Annotated in this window: 19 protein-coding genes and 3 pseudogenes; 16 read left to right on the forward strand and 6 right to left on the reverse strand. The window is 61.4% G+C overall.

What is annotated here, in order from left to right; translation table 11 throughout:
- Positions 1 to 9 precede the first annotated feature (9 nt).
- From THIVI_RS24490 to THIVI_RS06225, 5 genes are all read left to right on the forward strand, one after another.
- Entirely contained in the window at positions 10 to 168 is a 159-nt protein-coding gene (locus THIVI_RS24490; RefSeq protein ID WP_157174373.1) for a hypothetical protein, read from the forward strand.
- A gap of 1043 nt (positions 169 to 1211) precedes the next feature.
- Complete coding sequence (locus THIVI_RS06210; protein ID WP_014777784.1) at positions 1212 to 1886, forward strand: septation protein A; 675 nt, start codon at positions 1212 to 1214, stop codon at positions 1884 to 1886.
- A 1-nt stretch (position 1887) separates the two neighbouring features.
- Positions 1888 to 2187 (forward strand): YciI family protein, encoded by a 300-nt coding sequence (locus THIVI_RS06215; RefSeq protein ID WP_014777785.1) that lies wholly within the window; start codon positions 1888 to 1890, stop codon positions 2185 to 2187.
- A gap of 54 nt (positions 2188 to 2241) precedes the next feature.
- Entirely contained in the window at positions 2242 to 3114 is an 873-nt protein-coding gene (locus THIVI_RS06220) for a peptidylprolyl isomerase (protein WP_014777786.1), read from the forward strand.
- A 239-nt stretch (positions 3115 to 3353) separates the two neighbouring features.
- Positions 3354 to 3575: a hypothetical protein gene (locus THIVI_RS06225; protein WP_014777787.1), complete on the forward strand. Its 222-nt coding sequence runs from the start codon at positions 3354 to 3356 to the stop codon at positions 3573 to 3575.
- A 99-nt stretch (positions 3576 to 3674) separates the two neighbouring features.
- On the opposite strand, the gene THIVI_RS06230 is transcribed toward THIVI_RS06225, so the two are convergent.
- Positions 3675 to 4349: a cytochrome c3 family protein gene (locus THIVI_RS06230; protein WP_014777788.1), complete on the reverse strand. Its 675-nt coding sequence runs from the start codon at positions 4347 to 4349 to the stop codon at positions 3675 to 3677.
- Complete coding sequence (locus THIVI_RS06235) at positions 4349 to 5806, reverse strand: multiheme c-type cytochrome (RefSeq protein WP_014777789.1); 1458 nt, start codon at positions 5804 to 5806, stop codon at positions 4349 to 4351. The genes THIVI_RS06230 and THIVI_RS06235 overlap by 1 nt, the downstream gene beginning before the upstream one ends.
- A gap of 318 nt (positions 5807 to 6124) precedes the next feature.
- Here THIVI_RS06235 and THIVI_RS06240 point away from each other — a divergent pair, with 318 nt between their 5' ends.
- The 7 genes from THIVI_RS06240 (at position 6125) to THIVI_RS06270 (ending at position 11827) form a co-directional block, all read left to right on the forward strand.
- Positions 6125 to 7435, forward strand: a complete 1311-nt coding sequence (locus tag THIVI_RS06240; protein WP_014777790.1) for a cytochrome c family protein — start codon at positions 6125 to 6127, stop codon at positions 7433 to 7435.
- A gap of 40 nt (positions 7436 to 7475) precedes the next feature.
- Positions 7476 to 7697 (forward strand): hypothetical protein, encoded by a 222-nt coding sequence (locus tag THIVI_RS06245; protein WP_014777791.1) that lies wholly within the window; start codon positions 7476 to 7478, stop codon positions 7695 to 7697.
- Positions 7698 to 7792: 95 nt separating this feature from the next.
- Entirely contained in the window at positions 7793 to 8149 is a 357-nt protein-coding gene (locus THIVI_RS06250) for an HMA2 domain-containing protein (protein WP_014777792.1), read from the forward strand.
- A gap of 76 nt (positions 8150 to 8225) precedes the next feature.
- Positions 8226 to 8690 carry a hypothetical protein gene (locus THIVI_RS06255; RefSeq protein ID WP_041446854.1) on the forward strand — a complete coding sequence of 155 codons (465 nt, stop codon included), beginning with the start codon at positions 8226 to 8228 and terminating at the stop codon, positions 8688 to 8690.
- Between the two features lie 48 nt (positions 8691 to 8738).
- Positions 8739 to 9848, forward strand: a complete 1110-nt coding sequence (locus tag THIVI_RS06260; RefSeq protein WP_041447215.1) for an IS5 family transposase — start codon at positions 8739 to 8741, stop codon at positions 9846 to 9848.
- A 233-nt stretch (positions 9849 to 10081) separates the two neighbouring features.
- Positions 10082 to 10270 carry a hemin uptake protein HemP gene (gene hemP, locus THIVI_RS06265; RefSeq protein ID WP_014777793.1) on the forward strand — a complete coding sequence of 63 codons (189 nt, stop codon included), beginning with the start codon at positions 10082 to 10084 and terminating at the stop codon, positions 10268 to 10270.
- Positions 10271 to 10327: 57 nt separating this feature from the next.
- Complete coding sequence (locus THIVI_RS06270; protein ID WP_014777794.1) at positions 10328 to 11827, forward strand: DUF2325 domain-containing protein; 1500 nt, start codon at positions 10328 to 10330, stop codon at positions 11825 to 11827.
- Between the two features lie 93 nt (positions 11828 to 11920).
- Here THIVI_RS06270 and THIVI_RS06275 read toward each other — a convergent pair whose 3' ends face one another.
- The 3 genes and pseudogenes from THIVI_RS06275 to tnpA all read right to left on the reverse strand — a co-directional run bounded on the left by THIVI_RS06275 (position 11921) and on the right by tnpA (position 13483).
- A complete protein-coding gene (locus tag THIVI_RS06275; RefSeq protein WP_014777795.1) occupies positions 11921 to 12319 on the reverse strand; it encodes a cupin domain-containing protein in 399 nt (132 codons plus the stop codon).
- A gap of 510 nt (positions 12320 to 12829) precedes the next feature.
- Positions 12830 to 12931: pseudogene (locus THIVI_RS26280) on the reverse strand (IS607 family transposase); the annotation flags it as partial.
- 120 nt (positions 12932 to 13051) lie between these two features.
- A complete protein-coding gene (gene tnpA / locus THIVI_RS06280) occupies positions 13052 to 13483 on the reverse strand; it encodes an IS200/IS605 family transposase (protein WP_014777362.1) in 432 nt (143 codons plus the stop codon).
- Positions 13484 to 13934: 451 nt separating this feature from the next.
- Between tnpA and THIVI_RS06285 the strand changes: the two genes are divergently transcribed.
- On the forward strand, positions 13935 to 14288 hold the full coding sequence (locus THIVI_RS06285) for a nuclease-related domain-containing protein (protein WP_052314968.1): 354 nt from the start codon (positions 13935 to 13937) through the stop codon (positions 14286 to 14288).
- 45 nt (positions 14289 to 14333) lie between these two features.
- Here THIVI_RS06285 and THIVI_RS24495 read toward each other — a convergent pair whose 3' ends face one another.
- The gene (locus THIVI_RS24495; protein ID WP_157174375.1) at positions 14334 to 14510 is read right to left on the reverse strand and encodes an ISAzo13-like element transposase-related protein; all 177 of its coding nucleotides are present in this window, start codon (positions 14508 to 14510) and stop codon (positions 14334 to 14336) included.
- 242 nt (positions 14511 to 14752) lie between these two features.
- Here THIVI_RS24495 and THIVI_RS06290 point away from each other — a divergent pair.
- From THIVI_RS06290 to THIVI_RS06300, 3 genes and pseudogenes are all read left to right on the forward strand, one after another.
- Positions 14753 to 15637: pseudogene (locus tag THIVI_RS06290) on the forward strand (IS110 family RNA-guided transposase); the annotation flags it as partial.
- Positions 15638 to 15701: 64 nt separating this feature from the next.
- A pseudogene (locus THIVI_RS25590) lies at positions 15702 to 15953 on the forward strand (transposase); the annotation flags it as partial.
- A 231-nt stretch (positions 15954 to 16184) separates the two neighbouring features.
- Positions 16185 to 17501, forward strand: a complete 1317-nt coding sequence (locus THIVI_RS06300) for an IS110 family RNA-guided transposase (protein WP_014777798.1) — start codon at positions 16185 to 16187, stop codon at positions 17499 to 17501.
- Positions 17502 to 17597 lie beyond the last annotated feature (96 nt).

Consider the following 17597-nt stretch of genomic DNA (forward strand, 5'->3'; position numbering starts at 1 on the left):
AGGCCGCTCGTGGCTATCAAGCCGTTCGTGGCTATCAAGCCGTTCGTGGCCATCAAGCCGTTCGTGGCTATCAAGCCGTTCGTGGCCATCAAGCCGTTCATGGCTATCAAGCCGTTCGTGGTGAGGCACTCGAACCACGAACGGCTTCACGCTGCGAAATCCCCTTAGGCGATTTTCGGGGAAATTTCTAACGGAATCAACGTGAACGACGCTCAAACGATGGTGAACCGGGGCCGCGAGTCCCCTGCCCCCCTGTCGTTCGCTCACGGCGCGTGGCGATGGCCCTTGTCTCCTTGACCAGCCTCGATCTTGAGGATCGCCCCCTGACCGCCGGGTTGGCGCTTGAATACCCGCGCGGCCACCCCCTCTGTCGCCTTGACGGATCGACGATCTTAATGGATCGCGGCCGTCGCGGGATCCGTCGCGTGGTAGAGCGCGTCGCCGGTCTGGCGAAATCCCCGGATCGCGGGCCGGACTCGGACGGTTTTCCCGCTTGATGCCCGGTCCGCCGGCCGGTCGCGGCCGCCGTCCGTCGCGTTCCTTGACACGATGTGCTCGATCGTCGCTGCCACGGTGACGGTAGTACCAGTTCCGATAGGCCGGCTGATCGCGGCGCCAGTGCGAGCTGTAGCGTGCGCGCGCATGGTCGGGAATCCAGCGACGGACACCGCTACGCCAATAATAAGGGCGGCCATGGTCGGAAAAATACACCACGTAGCCGTCGTAAAACACTGGCCGGTAGCCATATTCGAGCGCCGGCCCAACAGCGATGCCAATCGCCGGGGGACTCACGGTGACCAGGCAGCCGGGAATGGCCAGAACGAGGAGCGCGATGCCTGTCAGTGTCGTCAAAATCCTGGGATACACGATGATGCCTCCAAATTCTGTGCGGTTCGGCAATGGTCTGCGAGACTGGTCGAGAAGTCGGCTTCAGCATGGATCTTGTCGGCGACATATCCGGAAGCAATTCTCAGTTTAAACGTCACTGGATGAGCAGTGGTGTCCCGGCAGCCGTTCAGGACTCAGAACTCGGGACGAACCGGAAATCTTTCGCCATTCGCATGAATTTTCAGGGTTTCTCACTTCCATCAAGCAATACTTGAGAATTGCTGCAAAATGAAAGACCCACTTTACCGCGACCGCCATCGGGTCTTATGCTCGCAAGGTTTAAGAGACCCTGCCCGCGCGCGGATCCTTACAAGGAATCACCGATGAAACTATTGCTCGATTTTCTCCCCATCCTGTTGTTTTTTATCGTCTATAAACTGACCGACATCTACGTCGCCACCGGCGTGGCAATCGCCGCCGCAGCGCTCCAGGTCGGCTGGTTCTGGCTGCGTCACCGGCGCGTCGAAACGATGCACCTGGTGACGCTGGCGTTGCTGGCGGTTTTCGGCGGACTCACCCTCGCGCTCCATGACCCGATTTTCGTGATGTGGAAACCAACCCTGGTCAATTGGCTGTTCGCGGCAGCCTTTCTCGGCAGTCAAATGATCGGAAAGCGCACCCTGATCGAGCGCATGATGGGTCATGCCATCGAGATTCCGTCAGACATCTGGGCACGCCTGAACCTGCTCTGGGCCGGTTTTTTTCTCTTCCTGGGGCTGACCAATCTTTTCGTGGTCTATATCGCAAGCGGATTTTTCGACGCTCAACAGGCCTTGATCGGTGCCAGCGGTCAAACCGCGATCGATCTCTCCGACTGCGCCTCGGCCTATGCCGGCGAGTTGCTGGCGCTGTGTCGGATCGCCAAGGATGGCGAGGAGGTCTGGGTGAACTTCAAACTCTTCGGTATGATGGGCATGACGATCGCATTCGTGATCGCACAAGGCTTGTACCTGGCCCGTCATGTGAAGGAAGAATCCCAGACACTGGAGACCGATTGACGTGCTCTACGCCATCATCGCTGTCGATCGCCCCAACAGTCTGCCGGACCGCCAGCGCGTCCGGCCCGCCCATCTCGCGCGCTTGCGGGCACTGCTGGACGAAGGGCGGCTGGTTCTGGCTGGCCCCCATCCCGCCATCGACAGCCCTGAACCCGGCGAGGCCGGTTTTTCGGGGTCGCTCATCGTGGCGGAGTTTGCGGATCTGAGCGCGGCGGAAACCTGGGCCGCCGCGGATCCTTACCGCGAAGCGGGTGTCTATCGAGAAGTCCTGATCAAACCGTTCAAGCAAGTCTTTCCTTAATGTTTTAACGTTCCGTTAAAACCCAATCTTTTCATTTCAATGGAAGCCTTCGTTATGAAGACAGCTCGTCTGCCTCTTTTGCTCTGTGTCTTGTTTGCCGCGGGAAGCAGTTTCGCGGAAGACGCCAAGGACACCGATTCGCCCGACACGCTGATTGCCACTGTCAACGGCACCCCCTACCCGCTGGATGTCTTCCGGATGTTTTATCTGGAACGGATGCAGCAGAATCAGGGTGAGAACAGTCCGGCCTTCCAGCAGCAGGCATTCGACGAATTCATGGGTCTGGTCGTCGCCTCGCAGGAAGGCGAGCGCCGCAAGCTCGAAGGCGAGCGCAATGTCGTCGCGGCCTTGCAGTTGGAGCGCATGAAAGTGATGTCCAACGCTGCGCTGTCCGCGATGGCCGAGGAACTGAAACCCACCGAGGACGAACTCAAGGCGGCTTACGAGAAGGTCAAGGAACAGGCCGTGCGGACGGAATACAAAGCCCGCCATATCCTGGTCAAGGACGAGGAAGAGGCCAAGAAGATCATCAAGCAACTAGATAAAAAGGCCGATTTCACGGAATTGGCCAAGAAACACTCCACCGGTCCGACCGGCAAGGATGGCGGAGACCTTGGCTGGTTCGACCCGAAACAGATGGTTCCGCCCTTCGCCGAGGCGATTGCCGCCATGAAGCCTGGGGATTATTCCAAGACCCCGGTGCAAACCCAATTCGGCTGGCACGTCATCAATCTGCAGGAAACCCGCAAGGCCGAACCGCCCTCCTTCGAGAACGCGAGACCTCAGTTGACTGCCTTGGTACAGCGCCAGAAGATCGGCGAGAAGATCGCCGAGATGCGCAACAGCGCCATGGTCGAACTCAACGAGGAAATTGTGAAAGTCACGCCCAATCAGGATGCACCTGAGGCCACGCCCGAGAAAAAATAGCTCCCTGGGCGCCCGCGTTCAGCGCCCTCTCCCCGAACGGGGGAGAGGGCCTTCATTCGGTTCGGAACCGGATCGAGTCATTCGATGCGCGATTCCGCAACTCTCCCGTGACGCCAAACGCAAACTGCGACGGCACGTGCAATTCTGATCGACGACTTCGGTCGAGCAGCGCTTCAGCCATTGAATTAGTGAAAAATTATATTAGAATATGATTATGTTTCGACTCATCGAGAACGACCATGATCACCTGTCACACCATGCGCGCGGCCGTCATCCTGTCCGCAACGCTGTTTGTTTCCGGGACGCTTTTGCTCCTGCTCGCCGAAACCACGGGGCTGATGGTTCCGACCGCCCATACGGCACTGCTGCTGGTCTTCACCGGCGTCCTGACCCTGGCCGTCGCGTTCGCCATCGCGGTGCTTCCCGGCAACGCCCAGCGACTCGGTAACTGTCTGCACTAAACCGCGTCCAGAGTGATCTGCGTTATTTCCATTTCGTGATTCACTTTGAGGATTTCTGCGGCATCGGTGGAGACGCGGTTTACTCGGTGCTGATGCGATTCAAGGCGATCGCTCCGACAGCGCAGGTAGCGAGCCGATCGCCTCTTTTGACCCCATCATCAGCTTGGCCGCCATTCCCGGCTCCAGTCCAAACTCATCCTCGACCATCCGGTTCCAGGCTTCGCGCTTGAAGGTCCGTTCATCCGGTACCTTGCGATGGACCAGGTTGTAGTGACAATCGATGCAGCTCTTGCCCTCGGTTTCCTCGCGATGAATCGCCGCCGTGTCGGCGCGCTTACCCAAAATCGCCTCCTGAGTGTGGCACCTTGAACAGGTGGCCGAATCGCGTTTGCGAAACCAGGCGCGCGCCGCGAAGGCCGCCTCGGGCAGATGCAAAGTGTTGATGACCGGATCGTCATAGTCAGGCCCCAGAAACTGCTTGATCAGATCCTTGATGCCGATCGCATGGTCCCAGGTCGCCGCAAGCAACCCTTCCGAGACATGACAATCCCCGCAGGTGGCCCGCACCCCGGAGGCCGAGTCGTAATGCGCGGTTTGCCGATAACTGTCCTCGGCATAGGTCATGGAGTGACAACTGGTGCAGAATTCGCTGCTGCTCGTGAAATGGTCGAACTCGATCAGAAAGGCCATCAGGAGCACCCCGCCGAGTCCGCCGACCACCAGCGCGATCAGCACGTGCCGGGTGATGAACAGTGGCGCGCCAAAGCTGGACATCAGCGATCCTCCCCCGCTCCAAATCCAAGAATCGTGCTGGACTGATCGGGACGGTTCAGCCATTGATGCTGTTCGTGGTCCGTCAGATGCGCCTCGACCAGCTCAGCGGCCCGCGCCCCGGCCACTGCTCGTGCCTCCGGTAGAAAGCGCGCGTAGAAGTTGCGCCCGACCAGATACATCCCCTCCCACCAGGCGTGATTCGGACTCATCATGGACGCGCCATGACGGGCGCGGGCGCCTTCGTCATGCCAAAGTTCCCAATAGGTGAATTCGATGGGGTCGTCGAAGGGCGTCGGCGTCAGCAGGTTCTGTTCGTAGAGTCCCGCCATGATCGCCCGCGCCGGCTCGCCGAACTTGCCGTCGAACAGTTCCACCACCCCATCGAACTGTTCCATGAAGCCCTGGGTGAAGGTCTTGCCGTGACACTCCAGGCAGACCATGCTCATCGCCTGACGACGGCGCTCCGGGGTCGCGACCGACTTCACCTTGCCGAGCGTGCCGTCCGGGCGCGTCAGCTCGCTGCCGCGTTTGGGCACCGGCTCGCTCGCGGGCAATTCCAGCTTGCCGCCGTCCTCGAACACCACCAGAAACTGACGCTGGGAGACCGGCGAATTCAGGCTCCAGGCATTGCGCATCCCGACATCATGGCTGGACGGGAGCTTGCCGGCCGCGCCCATGTGACAGGTCACGCAGGTCGGCGCGGCGGTGTAGTCGCGCCCCGCCACCCATTCCGGCGCCTGTAGATTCATCTGGTCGCGCTGGGCGACATAGAGCATACCGTGCTTGGATGCCTCGAAGATCTCCTTGTCCGGCGAATCGGGGCCGGAATGACAACGCACGCAGGCCTCCGGCTCGCGGGCCTGGGCCTTGGAAAAGCGATGACGGCCGTGACAGGAGGAACAGGAGCCTTTCGACCCGTCCGGATTGATGCGGCCGATGCCGGAATTGGGCCAGGTCGCCGCATCGAGCGTCCCGTCGCCCTTCACCTTCACCCGCGAGCCATGACACTGATCGCAGGAGGCCACCCGCATGCCCGGACCGCCGACGTTGTCCGCCAGCGCCGGGAGCCGTTCCTCGATCATCGCGAAGGCCTCCGCGTGGACCGATCCCTGCTGCTCGGCGTACTCCTTCTCATGACAGCGCGCGCAATCCTTCGGGGACACGATGGTCGCGATGATCTGTCCCTCGTGTTCGATCGCGTCTACGTCCGCACGATCGGCCTGATGACAATCCATGCAGTTGACACCCGCCGCCTGATGCGCGCTCTCACGCCACTCGCTGGCCAGTCCCGCCGATGCCTTGGAGTGACAGCTCACGCAATCTTTTCCCGCCGCGTGCCCCCAGTTGCCCGGATCCAGTTTGACCTTGTCCGCGAGCGCATGACCGCCGCCAACCAAACAGGAAAACAGAAGAATCAAGGCCCAAAGCAAGGGCTTCGACAACACGGGCTTCGACATAACGACCTCGTCATCCGGTCTTGATGCAATTGAACGCGGATTATAGGAATCAAAACGATTCGGACAATCCGATTCGCGAGCGATCTTATTTCAAATCAATTAGTGATCTATTAAATAACCATATTCAACGATACTGGTGATCGTCTTTTATTGACCTTACGCACTATCGTTTCCAATAGGGCTGACAAACAATGCACTCAGCCGCGTGGAGAGTTATTCGCGTCTTTATTCAGCGGACGCGGACTCGCCTGAGCCTAAGCCACTGTCCAGTGACGCGGTTGACAACGATAACCACCAACAGAAGAGGAGCGACACAGCATGCGTATCCGACTCGCATTGTCATTCATGCCCCTGGGTCTTGCGCTCGGAATCGGCGCTGGCCCGCTGGTTCCGCTCGCGCTTGCCGAGGAGGCCGAGCCGATCCACCACGTCTCGTCCGAGGTCTGCGAAACCTGCCATAAAGACATTTTCCAACAATGGAAAGGCTCGATGCACGCCCAGAGCACCGCGCTTTCCGACCCGATTCATGGCACCTTTTATAAGATGGAAGTGGGCGATCCGACCGCCGAAGGGATGATTCACAAGAAATCGGGGAAATTCCCGCTCTGTCTCCAGTGCCACGCCCCGAACGCCGCGCGCGACCAAACCACCAAGCTCGACGCGCTCCCCGCCTACAGCGAAGGCGTCAACTGCGTGGCCTGCCACACGCTGAAAAGCTACAAGGGCATCAAGGACGAGAAGGGAAAGATCCGCTATGGACTCAAGGCGTATGACGTCGCCGATACGCTCCAGGCCCCCGCTGGGTTCCCGCGCGGACTTCAGAAACTGACCGCCGCGGATGACCTGTTCGGCGGCGCCGTCGACGCATCGTCGGACGGTCAGAAGCCGAACCCGCATCTTGGCGAGGCGGTGGAACTGGACGGCAAGCAAATCCCGGCCTTGACCATGGAAGCGAATCCGATACAACTCCGCACCTCCGACGCCTGCATGGGCTGCCACGATCAGCGCGATAACCCCCAAGGCGTCCCGCTCTGCCAGACCGGCAACGAATTCGTCGCGGGTGGCAGTCAGGTCGCCTGCCAGACCTGCCACATGCCGGTCGCCGGCGGCTTCGCCGATCACACCATGGGAGGCGGCCATCATGAGGGTATGCTCAAACGCTCGATCGTCTTCGACATCAAGAGCAAGCCCGTCGGCGACAGCATCGAGACGACCGTTTGGATCCGCAATCTGCAACCCCATGCGATGCCAACCGGCGCGCCCTTCCGTAACCTCAATCTGAAATTGACCGCCTATAACGCCAGCGGCGAGGTGGTGTGGGAGAACGCCAAGGGCCATCCGGCCAAGGAGGATCCGCAGGCGTATTTCGTCTATGGCCTGGCGGACGATAAAGGCAACCCGGCACCGCCCCCGACGGCGACTCAGGCGGGCAAGGACAGCCGACTGAAAGCCCACGAGACCCGTGAGTTGGTTTACCAGATCCCCGCCGAGGGCGTCGTGCTGGTGCGCGGCGAGCTTTACTACAACCTGCTCTGGCCGTCACTGGTCGAGAAGTTTACGGAGTTACCGAAGGATGTCACGGAGCCGGTTTTAATCGCCGTGGCCGAAAAAGAGATTTCCGGAGAGTAGCGGAAGGTTTTCCAGCGGATATAAGTCGCTGTGAGCGGCGATGGTGTCCATCGCCGCCAAGATTGTCTGCGCCGAAACGTTGCGCCGCGGGCGGCATCAATCCGAACGAGACGACGGTCAGGGCGAGGAGCCGGCGAGCGCGAACGGCTCCAAGCTCTGGAACGCAAATTCCATGCACTGCCCCTGGCCAACGACATTTGACTCGATCCTCAAGTTTTTATCGCTTGGCAATGAAAAGCAAGATTACCCCTTCCCTATCTAAAAAAATAAGAACTACTTGCATCAATATTCCGGACATGCGTAGAATACGAACCAGTCGTGTTTCCATGAGATATCGTAATACCGAGGTATTTACGTATGAGCCACTCGATCCATTCCGTGCCAGGAAGACTCCGCGTCCGCTCGAACGCCTTTCGCTGCAGTTCCAGCGAGGCGCAATCGGTACAGAGACGCTTGATCTCGATGGACGGTGTCACCCAGGTTCGGCTCAATGCCCATGCCGGGAGCATCACCGTTCACTATGACTCGGAACGGCTGACGAAGCAGACCCTGCTGGATGTCATGAAGACTCTTGGCTGCACACAGGCCATGCCGAGGACGAATCCGGCAGTCGCGAGCAAAGCGGGGGCGATGTTTGGCAAGGCGCTGATCGGCGCAGTCATCAACAAAGCAATGGAACGCTCGGCTTTGAAGCTCGTCAGCGTCTTGTTGTGAGGCCAGGGAAATTCGCGGGATAAGGTGCGTTTTTTGCCAAAAAAGCCCATTATTCCTCTCCGCCGGTCAGCTCCATGTGCCCTTCGGCGCCTTCGAGATTATCGGCGAGTACGTCTCCACGACCGATGACTTCGACCTCGACAGCCTCGGCTTCGAGGACGAAGGAGCCAGGCTCTCGGCCTGGAACATCGAGGCCGGCTTCACTTTCCCGGTCATGAGGTGCGAGTCGGTGGCCGCGGTCGCCTACCAGGGCACGCGCGAGACCCTGGCGCTGGACTTCCTGAAGAGCGCTGGCTGCTCGACTGGTCGATCGGAGATCTTCGACCGTACTTCACTCTCGCTCGAGTGGGCGCGCGACATCGACTACAGCAATCCGATGGCTGCACCGGCGAGTCCGCCGATACGATCACAGCTCAGATCGCCGTCGCGTTCCAATCCAAACCGCTGGTATCCCGCCGCCCGCCCCTTGGGCAGCGATGCGGGCGGGCAACCGCATTGGTCCAGTCATTCCCGGTACGTTAGAGGGTGTAGACAAAAATAATTGAGCTGCTATTTGTATACCAGTCTACAACTGAGCTGGTGTGCGCTGATGTCGAAAGCTGGTCGTCCCCCCAAGATTCACGAGGCGGAGCAAGCGGTATTGCGTCAAATTGTCACGGATCGCCCGACCTCCACGCTGTCAGAGATTGCCCGGGAACTCGCGGCACGGACGGGAATCGAGGCTCATGAAGCCACGATTCGCAAGTCCTTGCGGGAGGCGGGCGTCACGCGCCTCCGGGGCGAGAGTGGTCTCGAGGCGCAAGCGCGCGCAACGCCGCGTCGGTATGGGTATACGGATGCGCATCGTCGCCACGACCCCGACCAAAGCTACCCAAGTTGTCTGACCGATGCGGAGTGGGACTTGGTCGCCGCTCTCTTTGAGATGCCGGGCGGGCGGGGTCAACCGCCCCGCGTGTCGCGCCGGAGCATCCTGGAGGCGTGTTGCTACGTGGTGCGCACGGGGTGCGCGTGGCGGATGCTGCCGCACGATTTCGCGCCTTGGCAGAATGTCTACAAGACGTTTCGCCGTTGGAGTGCGGCTGGGAAGTTTGAGCAGATGCATGATCGACTGCGGGGGCAATGGCGCGAACGCGAGGGGCGTGAGATCGCGCCGACGGCGGCGGTGCTGGATGCGCAATCGACCCGCGGCTCGCCGCAGGGTGGACCGAGCGGCTTTGATGCGGGCAAGCAGGTCAAGGGGCGCAAGCGCAGCCTGGTGGTCGATACCTTGGGGTTCGTGTTGGCGGTGAGCGTGGTCGCGGCCAATCTTCAGGACCGCGATGCCGCCTCGGGCGCCGTCGCTGACGCGGCCGCCAAGTACCCCCAGATCAACACGCTGTTTGTCGATAGCGCCTACGCCGGTCAATTTGCCCAAACCACCGAGCAGACCCACGCGATCCGCGTGGAAGTCGTGCGCCATCCAGCCAACAAAAGCGTTGGCTCCTGGCACGTGGACGGGGCGCCTGACCGAGTGGTGATCGCCAACGCCGACGGCTTCGTTCCGCTGCCGAAGCGCTGGGTTGTCGAGCGCACCCATGCGTGGAATGAGCGTGCCCGTCGATTGATCATGCATCATGACCGTCTGCCAGCGGTCTCCGAAACCTGGGTTTGGCTGGCGGAGGCGCGCATCCTGCTGCGGCGGTTGACCACAACGGTTTGATTTTGTCTACACCCTCTTAGTACCCCTAGTTTAAACGATACCTAAACCGCGCCAGTTCCGACCATCGTCGATGCGGCCAAGGTCGATCACATCCAAAAATAGCGCATGCCGCGCTGGGCGCGGTTTAATTGACAAGCCGAATTCGAAGAACTAGCATTTAACAAGAATAATTTTCATTTGCCAAAAGAGCCGTTCAGGATTCAATCATTGCGTCAAGCGCTGAGAACCGAGCCATGCCAACGACCGCATCCACCGTCAGCCATCGCCCCGAGCCCATGCACAAAAACACGCCCATTCCCATCCCACGCAGTGTCGACGTACGGATGCTGCTCGGCGATGCGCAGCTTCTGACGATCAAACACGGCGATAGCCGCTACATTCTGCGCATGACGCGCAACAACAAGCTGATTCTGACCAAATAGGCGGCGCGCCACTGTTGGGAAATCGCCACCACTCGCCTATCTTCGGAGCATCCGATCATGCTGGAACGCTTCATCCTGGAAGTCGCCGATCCACCGGGACGGATGAGCCTTTACGATTACGAGAGCCGCGCGCTCTTGAACGAGATCTCGGGCCGTGACTGGGGAACCATGTTGCAGCGGCTCACCGACTTCGCCGACGCCGAGACGGATGGTTCGGAGCAGGTGGCGCGGTTCGACGCGCCAGGGGGCGACTCTCGGCTCAGTATCGGCGCCACCGTCGAAGACCCCGCCGTCGCCCTGACGACACTGCTTGCGGCCGGTCGCGGACTGACGCCCGCAACGCCGACCGAGACGGCCTCTCCCGGTCAGAAGCGCAGTCGCCGCAAGCTTTGGGAGGTTCCGCATAAGTATCACTGCCCCATCATCGGAACCTGTCTGGAGGTCGCCGACCTGCGGCGCATCGGCGCCCGTTTCGCCTGGCGCAACAAGGAGCGGCCGAGCGAGTACGAGATCCATGTGAGCTTCGTCGGCGCGGCCGATGACCGCAACGCACTCTCGCAGGCAACCCATAAGCTGCTGGAGAAGCGGTATGCCGGGGTGGTGAGACGCTTCGCCAAGGCGCGCTCGCCGGAGGAGTTGCTGGCGCTCTGGGCGGAGGCGCTGGGATCCGGCCAGGTTCCGGCTGCACTCTGGGCCATCATGACGCACCCTAAGGCGGATGCCGCCGTCATGGCCCTGGCCTACGAGGATGTCCACATGCTCTCCCACCAGATTGGGGCCGGGCAGCGGGCGGACCTGAAGGCACTCGCCGAGACGGGCCAGGAACTCGCGCGCCTGAAGCGCGAGTTCGACGCATTACAGCGACGCACGCGGGAGCAGACGGACACCCGCGAGCGCGAGTTCGCCAGCTTGACCGCACGCCTTGAACGGAGCGAGGAGGAGCGCGACCGCATGCGCGAACGCGAGCAGAAACTCAGCGAGCGTCTCAAGGCCAACGGCGCGGAGGCGCATTGGGAGGCCATCGGTGACCGCGATGCGCGTGTCGCGTGGCTCGAGGAGACGCTGGCTGACAGCGAATCGCGCACCGCTGCCTGGCGCGAAAAGCACGGCCTGGCACAGGCCGAGTGCGAGCGGCTCGCACGGCTGGCGCGGGAGCGCACGGCCGACTGCGAAGCCCTGGATCGCCTGTTCTTCCAGTCCAGCACCGCGTCTTGCGGCGACTGTCCCAACGAGGACTGCGCGCAACGCGCCGACCTCGGTGGCCGGCTCGTGCTCTGCGTCGGCGGACGCAAGCCCCTGGTCGAGCAGTATCGGCGCCTGGTGACCGGCTGCAATGGCCGCTTCGACCATCACGACGGTGGGCTCGAGGACAATCAGCGCCGCCTCGAGGCCATGCTGGCGTCCGCCGATGCCGTGGTCTGCGCGGCCGATTACGTCAGCCATGACGCTTATTATCGGACCAAGCGCTTCTGCAAACGCCTGGAAAAGCCGCACGTCCTCCTCGGCAGCTCGGGCGTGTCTGCCTTTGCGCGCGCGCTCGAACAGGTGGCCGGCTAGAGGCGTGCGGCGGCCGCGCCGAGCGCGGATCCGCGATCCGGTCAGTCAAGCGACTCGATGCCGCGGCGCTGGCGCGCCGACGGTCTCATAGTCTCAATCATCCGCCTCGGCGCCCGACACCTGCTGGCGCCCGTGGCGAAAACGACGCCCTCGCCCCAGTTCCAGCACGGGCGAACCGAAAAAGGCCAGCACCGTCAGGTCTTCCTGAATATCGAAAAACGCATGATCGCAGGCCGCATGCACATACATGAGCGTGCCCTGCTGAACCCGATGCACGGTTTCGCCAACCCTCAATTGCCCCCTGCCTTCAAGAACCAGATAGAGTTCATCCTCTTCATGGGCGCTGGCCATGTCCCGGGAACCCACCGGGAGATGGTAGATGGAGCAGGAGAGCGACGGCGTGCGCAGGAACTCCTTAAAGGTGACGCCGTTGCGCTCGACCTTGGCGAGCAGGTCATCGAGTTGGAAGACGTCCCAATCTATCTCTTGCATGGAATCAAACCTATAAAAACAGTAAATTAATCGGTCTGCGAACTGTCGCGACGATAGCAAGCAACGGCCGTTCAGGCAACTGAGAGAGATTTGCATATTCATCCCTCTTCCCTCGGCGGAAGGAAGGTTCCGCGGACGCGCGTACGCATCGCCTCGGCAAGTGGGCGCGCAGGTGCTCGGCCAGAATGTAGACTCGCCGCTGCCAGCGCCCCAGCGGTGCAAGCCTGAGTCCGGGCAGAGTCCGCGCATCGCAGGCAAGCCACAAGATCCACCGCCTCGGCGAAACGCCCCGACTGCCGAGCGCCGCCGACGACACCCTCTGGAACCTGACCGAGGCACGCCTCATCGCCAGCCACGACATCCGCCAGCCCTATGGCGCCGCCCTCGCCCGCGACGGCGCCTACGTCATCACAGGCGACATCGGCGTCTGGACAACCACCTCCTGTGGCTCGACCCGACACAGGCCGCGCGGGATGGCGTAGCTTAGGCGAATAGAGCTTGCCCTGCGAAAGCCGGTTGCCTCCCGTCGGCTGCCCCCCACTTGCGCAAGGTAACGACGGACACCCCTAAGAGCGCCGCTGCCTCGCCTATCTTGACTAATCTCTTTTCCATAGTTGGAAATTAGTAACCATCCCCCGGCAGAGCCGGGGGCTTTGAATTCGTGAGCCGCTCAAAGCGGCAAGGGGTCGCTAACGCGGCCCCACGGTTCTTGGGCCGCCTAAAGGCGGCAAATCAGTCCCACAGATTGAGCTGGTCGAGTCGCTTGTCCTCGCGCTCTTGGTGCTGAATGTACGCACGGATCGTTGCTTCATCCCGACCGACCGTCGACACAAAATACCCGCGTGCCCAGAAATGCTGTCCCCGAAAGTTGCGCTGACGCTCTCCGTAGACCCGCGCCAGGTGGATGGCACTCTTACCCTTGATGTAGCCCACCACCTGGGACACGGCGTACTTGGGCGGAATCGCAATCAGCATATGCACATGATCCGCCATCAAATGCCCTTCCTCGATCACGCTTTCGCGCTGCCTCGCCAGCTTGTGGAAGACCTCCCCAAGATGCGTGCGCAACTGCCCATACAACACGCGGCGACGGCACTTCGGAATGAAGACAACAGGATATTTACACTCCCACTTGGAGTGGCTTAGGCTTTCAAATGCGTCCATCGGACTCTCCTCAGTCGTGTGCTTGGCGGCTCACGCTGCGGAGTGTCCCCGATGGACTCCCGGAAATGTCAAACTGCTACTGTCACCCCGGCAAAGCCGGGGGATTTCTCATTTTATTAAAGATAGAAGGAAGTTTCTTCCATCAAAAGTTAAAAGCCCCATCGCACCTGCCTGTACCGATCACGCCTGCCCCATCGAACGCACTCGATCCGCGCCCCAAAATATTAAGAATGCGTCGCAAATACGTATAATCGCGGCCACGTCCCGCCAGGCGCCCGTTCGATCACCGATCATGGCATGCAGCACGCATGGGAGTTGCAGAGCCACATCCGCCGGGGCCTGCTCAAGCAGGGCAAGGACAGCCAGGCGCTCAAGGCGGAACTCGATGAGCTGAACAGGCTCAAGCGCGAATTCGCGGACCTGCGTATCGACGCCCTGCGGCGTCTTCGCGGTGCAAACGCAGACGACAGCGGACTGGATCCAGGGCGAACCGGGGGATGCGCTGTGGACACGCCAGATCTACCGGAGGTCCACGCGGCTCGAGAACCCGCTACGTCAACTGGAGCGACACAGTGGCACCCTGGCGAGCGCGCCGGGAATCCCGGCGGAACACTTCCATCCGGTCGTGACCTTCGTGGGCGATACGGCCTTCAATCGGGGCCTGAGCTTCGTGGACTATATTCGGTCCTTCGAGACTCTGATCTTCAGCGAACACGAGGTTATGGAGATGGCGCAAAGACTTGATCGGGCCGCCTCCCGGCAACCTTGGCGACACGCCGGGCGCAGGCTCGGTTGCGCGAGTTGAAATCCGCGGCCGACGCGAGCGCTGCTGTCTGCCCCTGCTGCGGCGCTAATCACCGCTGCGCTTCCAAGCGCCGGCGAACCCTTTGACGTAGGCCGTTGGGTCGAGCACGGGCTCCACGGTCAGCCCGTTGGTCGTGGTCGTGCCACGAATCAACCCCAGCATGATCGGCAGGCTGCGTAGCGGATGTCCGGCCCAATTGCGGCTGATCTGGCTAACGAGCATGCAGGCGTGGCTGCACCCCGGAAAATGAAAGATGCTATGCGGGAGACCGCGCAGCGAGGTCGGTCAAGTGTTTGGCGACTCGATCCTGATGGCTAACGTGACCCGCCGCCCCTGCTCCGAACCCCGGAATGCATCGCCACAGAGCGCACGGTAAAGAGGTCCAAGCGCACCGCGCTTGAGAGGGAAGTCGGTGGTGGCCTGCGCGGTCTCCCTGTCGCCAGTGTAGCGCTTGGAGAAATGGCATGGAACTGACACCGATCGATCGTCGCGTGGTGGCGCTGGATGTCCATCAGGCCAAGCTGACCATTTGCGCCCTGTTCGAGAATGCTGACGGGCAAGCGCAGGTGGAATTGAGGGAGTTCGGTGGTTTTAAACGGGATCGTCGGGCCATGGCGGAATGGGTGGCGTCCTTTGAGCCCGAGGTGGTGGTGATGGAAAGCACGGGGATTTATTGGAAGAGTCCCTATGCGGCCCTGGAGAAAGCCGGCATCGCGGCGCTGGTGGTCAACGCGCATCATGTCAAGCAGGTGCCGGGTCGCAAGACCGATATCGCCGATGCGCAGTGGTTGGCGATCCTGGCCCGCAGCGCTCTCTTGACGGGGAGCTTCGTCCCACCGGCGAACCTGCGTGAGCTGCGTCTGGTCTCGCGTCAGATGCAGAAATTCACGGGCATTCTGGCGGGGGAGAAGAACCGTTTGCACAAGGTGCTGACCGACGGAGGCATTCGCCTCTCGGCCGTCGTCAGCGACATCCACGGAGCTTCGACACGGGCCATGATCAAGGGCCTGCTGGACGGTGAGACGCCGGAACAAGTCTTGACCTATGCCAGTAAACGGTTAAAGGCGACTGAAGAGGAACTGCTCGACGCTCTGGATGGCGACCTCAGTGACACGCATCGCTTCGTGCTGCGTGAGATCCTGGCGCACATCGAGGAACTCGAAGCCCGCATTCGTGGTTTTCAACAGCATTTGCTCCAGGCGCTTCAACCGCACCAGCCCCTGTTGCAAGCGTTGCAGACCATTCCGGGGCTCGATGCCATTGGCGCGGCCATGCTGCTGGTGGAAATCGGCACCGACATGGCGGCGTTCGGCTCGCCCGAGAAGCTTGCCGCCTGGGCTGGCGTCTGTGAGGTTCCCCCGAAATTTCGTCTTCCAAGGGTGACGTAGACTGTCTGTCACACTGGAGACGCTGATGCAGAAGATTCCGAAGCAAGAGTTCACCGCCGCGTTCAAGGAACAGGCGGTGAAGCGGGTCAAGGACGGCAAACGCGTGAGCGCGGTGGCCAAGGAGATGGGTCTGGTCGAGCAGACCCTGCGCCACTGGGTGAAGGCGTTCGATGCCGGCACGCTCAACGGCGCGGGCATCAGGAAGGTCACGCCGGAGGCGATGGATCTGTCGCGTCTGCGCGCGGAGAACGCGCGGCTCAAACGCGAGGTCGAGATCTTACAAAACCGCCCTCGCGGGTTTTCCTGCGCCCGATGGATAGAAACAGGCAGTCGCCTACACTCATGGTCGGCACGGACATTGGCCGCCTGCTTTTTGGAGGCATTGACCCCGTCAAAAAACCTGGCCCAGGGGAAGCTGCGGACCCAATTGTGGTGGCACATTGCGTGACCCCGTTTAGGAAAGTGATCTGATCCGAGTCCCCGTCCGTTGCATGGACAGTCCATCGTCATGCCGATGGAGGCGACCCTGTCTGACCAACGCCGCACCACGAAGCCCGCAAGACTTCCCGTCATCCATGAACGCGCCGCCGGCATCGACATGGGTTCGCGGTTCCATGTTGTCGCGGTGGGGGCTGACCGTTGCGACGAACCCGTCAAAACCTTTCAAGCGTTCACGGGCGACCGCGTCCGGCTAGCGGACTGGCTCCAGTCGCTGGGAATCGAGACGGTCGCGATGGAATCGACGGGCGTTTCTTGGGTGGCGGCGGACGAAATCTTCGAGGATCGTGGCCTGGAGGTCATCGTGGCCAATGCGCGCGAGGCGCGCGCGGTGCCGGGACGCAAGAGTGATGTCAACGATGCCCAGTGGCGGCAACGCCTTCATGCCTGCGGGCTGCTGCGGGCCCGCTTTCGCCCCGGATCAGACATTGCCGCGTTGCGCGCCGATGTGCGGCGACGGGAGCGGCCTATCGATGATGCGGCGGCGCACATCCAGCACCTGCAGAAGGCACTCACCTTGATGAACCTGCAGTTGCAGCCTGTCGTCACTGACGTGACCGGCACGACCGGCATGAAGAGCATCCGCGCCATGGTCGGCGGCGAGCGTGACCCGCAAGGACTGGCGACCCGACGCGACGTTCGTTGCAAAGCGGACACGCAGACCGTCTGCGCCGCCTTGGTGGGCAACGACCAGCCCGAGCCTGTCTTCGCGCTGACCCAAGCCTTGGCCTTGTATGATGTTGACCAGACGCGCGTTGAAACATGTGACGCCCGGATCCAGCAGGTCTTGGCAGGGCTCAACGCCGGGAAGGACATGCCCGACGAGCCGTTGCCCAAGCCCCGCCATCGCACCACTCAACCTAATGCGGTCAACTTTAATGTTCGGGAGGCTTTGGACCAATTGGTCGGCGTCGATTTGACGCAGATCCATGGCGTCGGCTCCTCTCTGGCTCTCCGCCTGATGACCGAATGCGGTACCGACCTGAGTCGCTGGCCCAGCGCCAAGCATTTCACTGCGTGGCTGACGCTGGCGCCGGGGAGCAAAAGCAGCGGGGGCAAGGTCCTGTCGGCCCACACGCGTCAAACGACCAACCGCGTTGCCGCACACCGGCGGCTGGCCGCCGTCACGCTTGGGCGGACGGACACCGCGTTGGGCGCCTTTGACCGAAGGCTGTCGGCGCGGGTTGGTCAGTCCAAGGCGGTGACTGCGACGGCCCGCAAGATCGCGGTGCTGTTCTACAACGCCATGCGCTTCGGCATGGATGACCGCGATCCTGGGGCGGACCAGTACGAACGCCAAGACCGTGACCGCGTCATCAAGCAATGACACCGACGCGCCGCCGCATTCGGTTTCACCCTGCAGGAGGGCCGCCCCGCAAGGTGTTTCTTAGGAAAGCGACGGCGTACCCTTCGGCTTCGCTCA

This window comes from Thiocystis violascens DSM 198 (genome assembly GCF_000227745.2).
Classification (GTDB): domain Bacteria; phylum Pseudomonadota; class Gammaproteobacteria; order Chromatiales; family Chromatiaceae; genus Chromatium; species Chromatium violascens.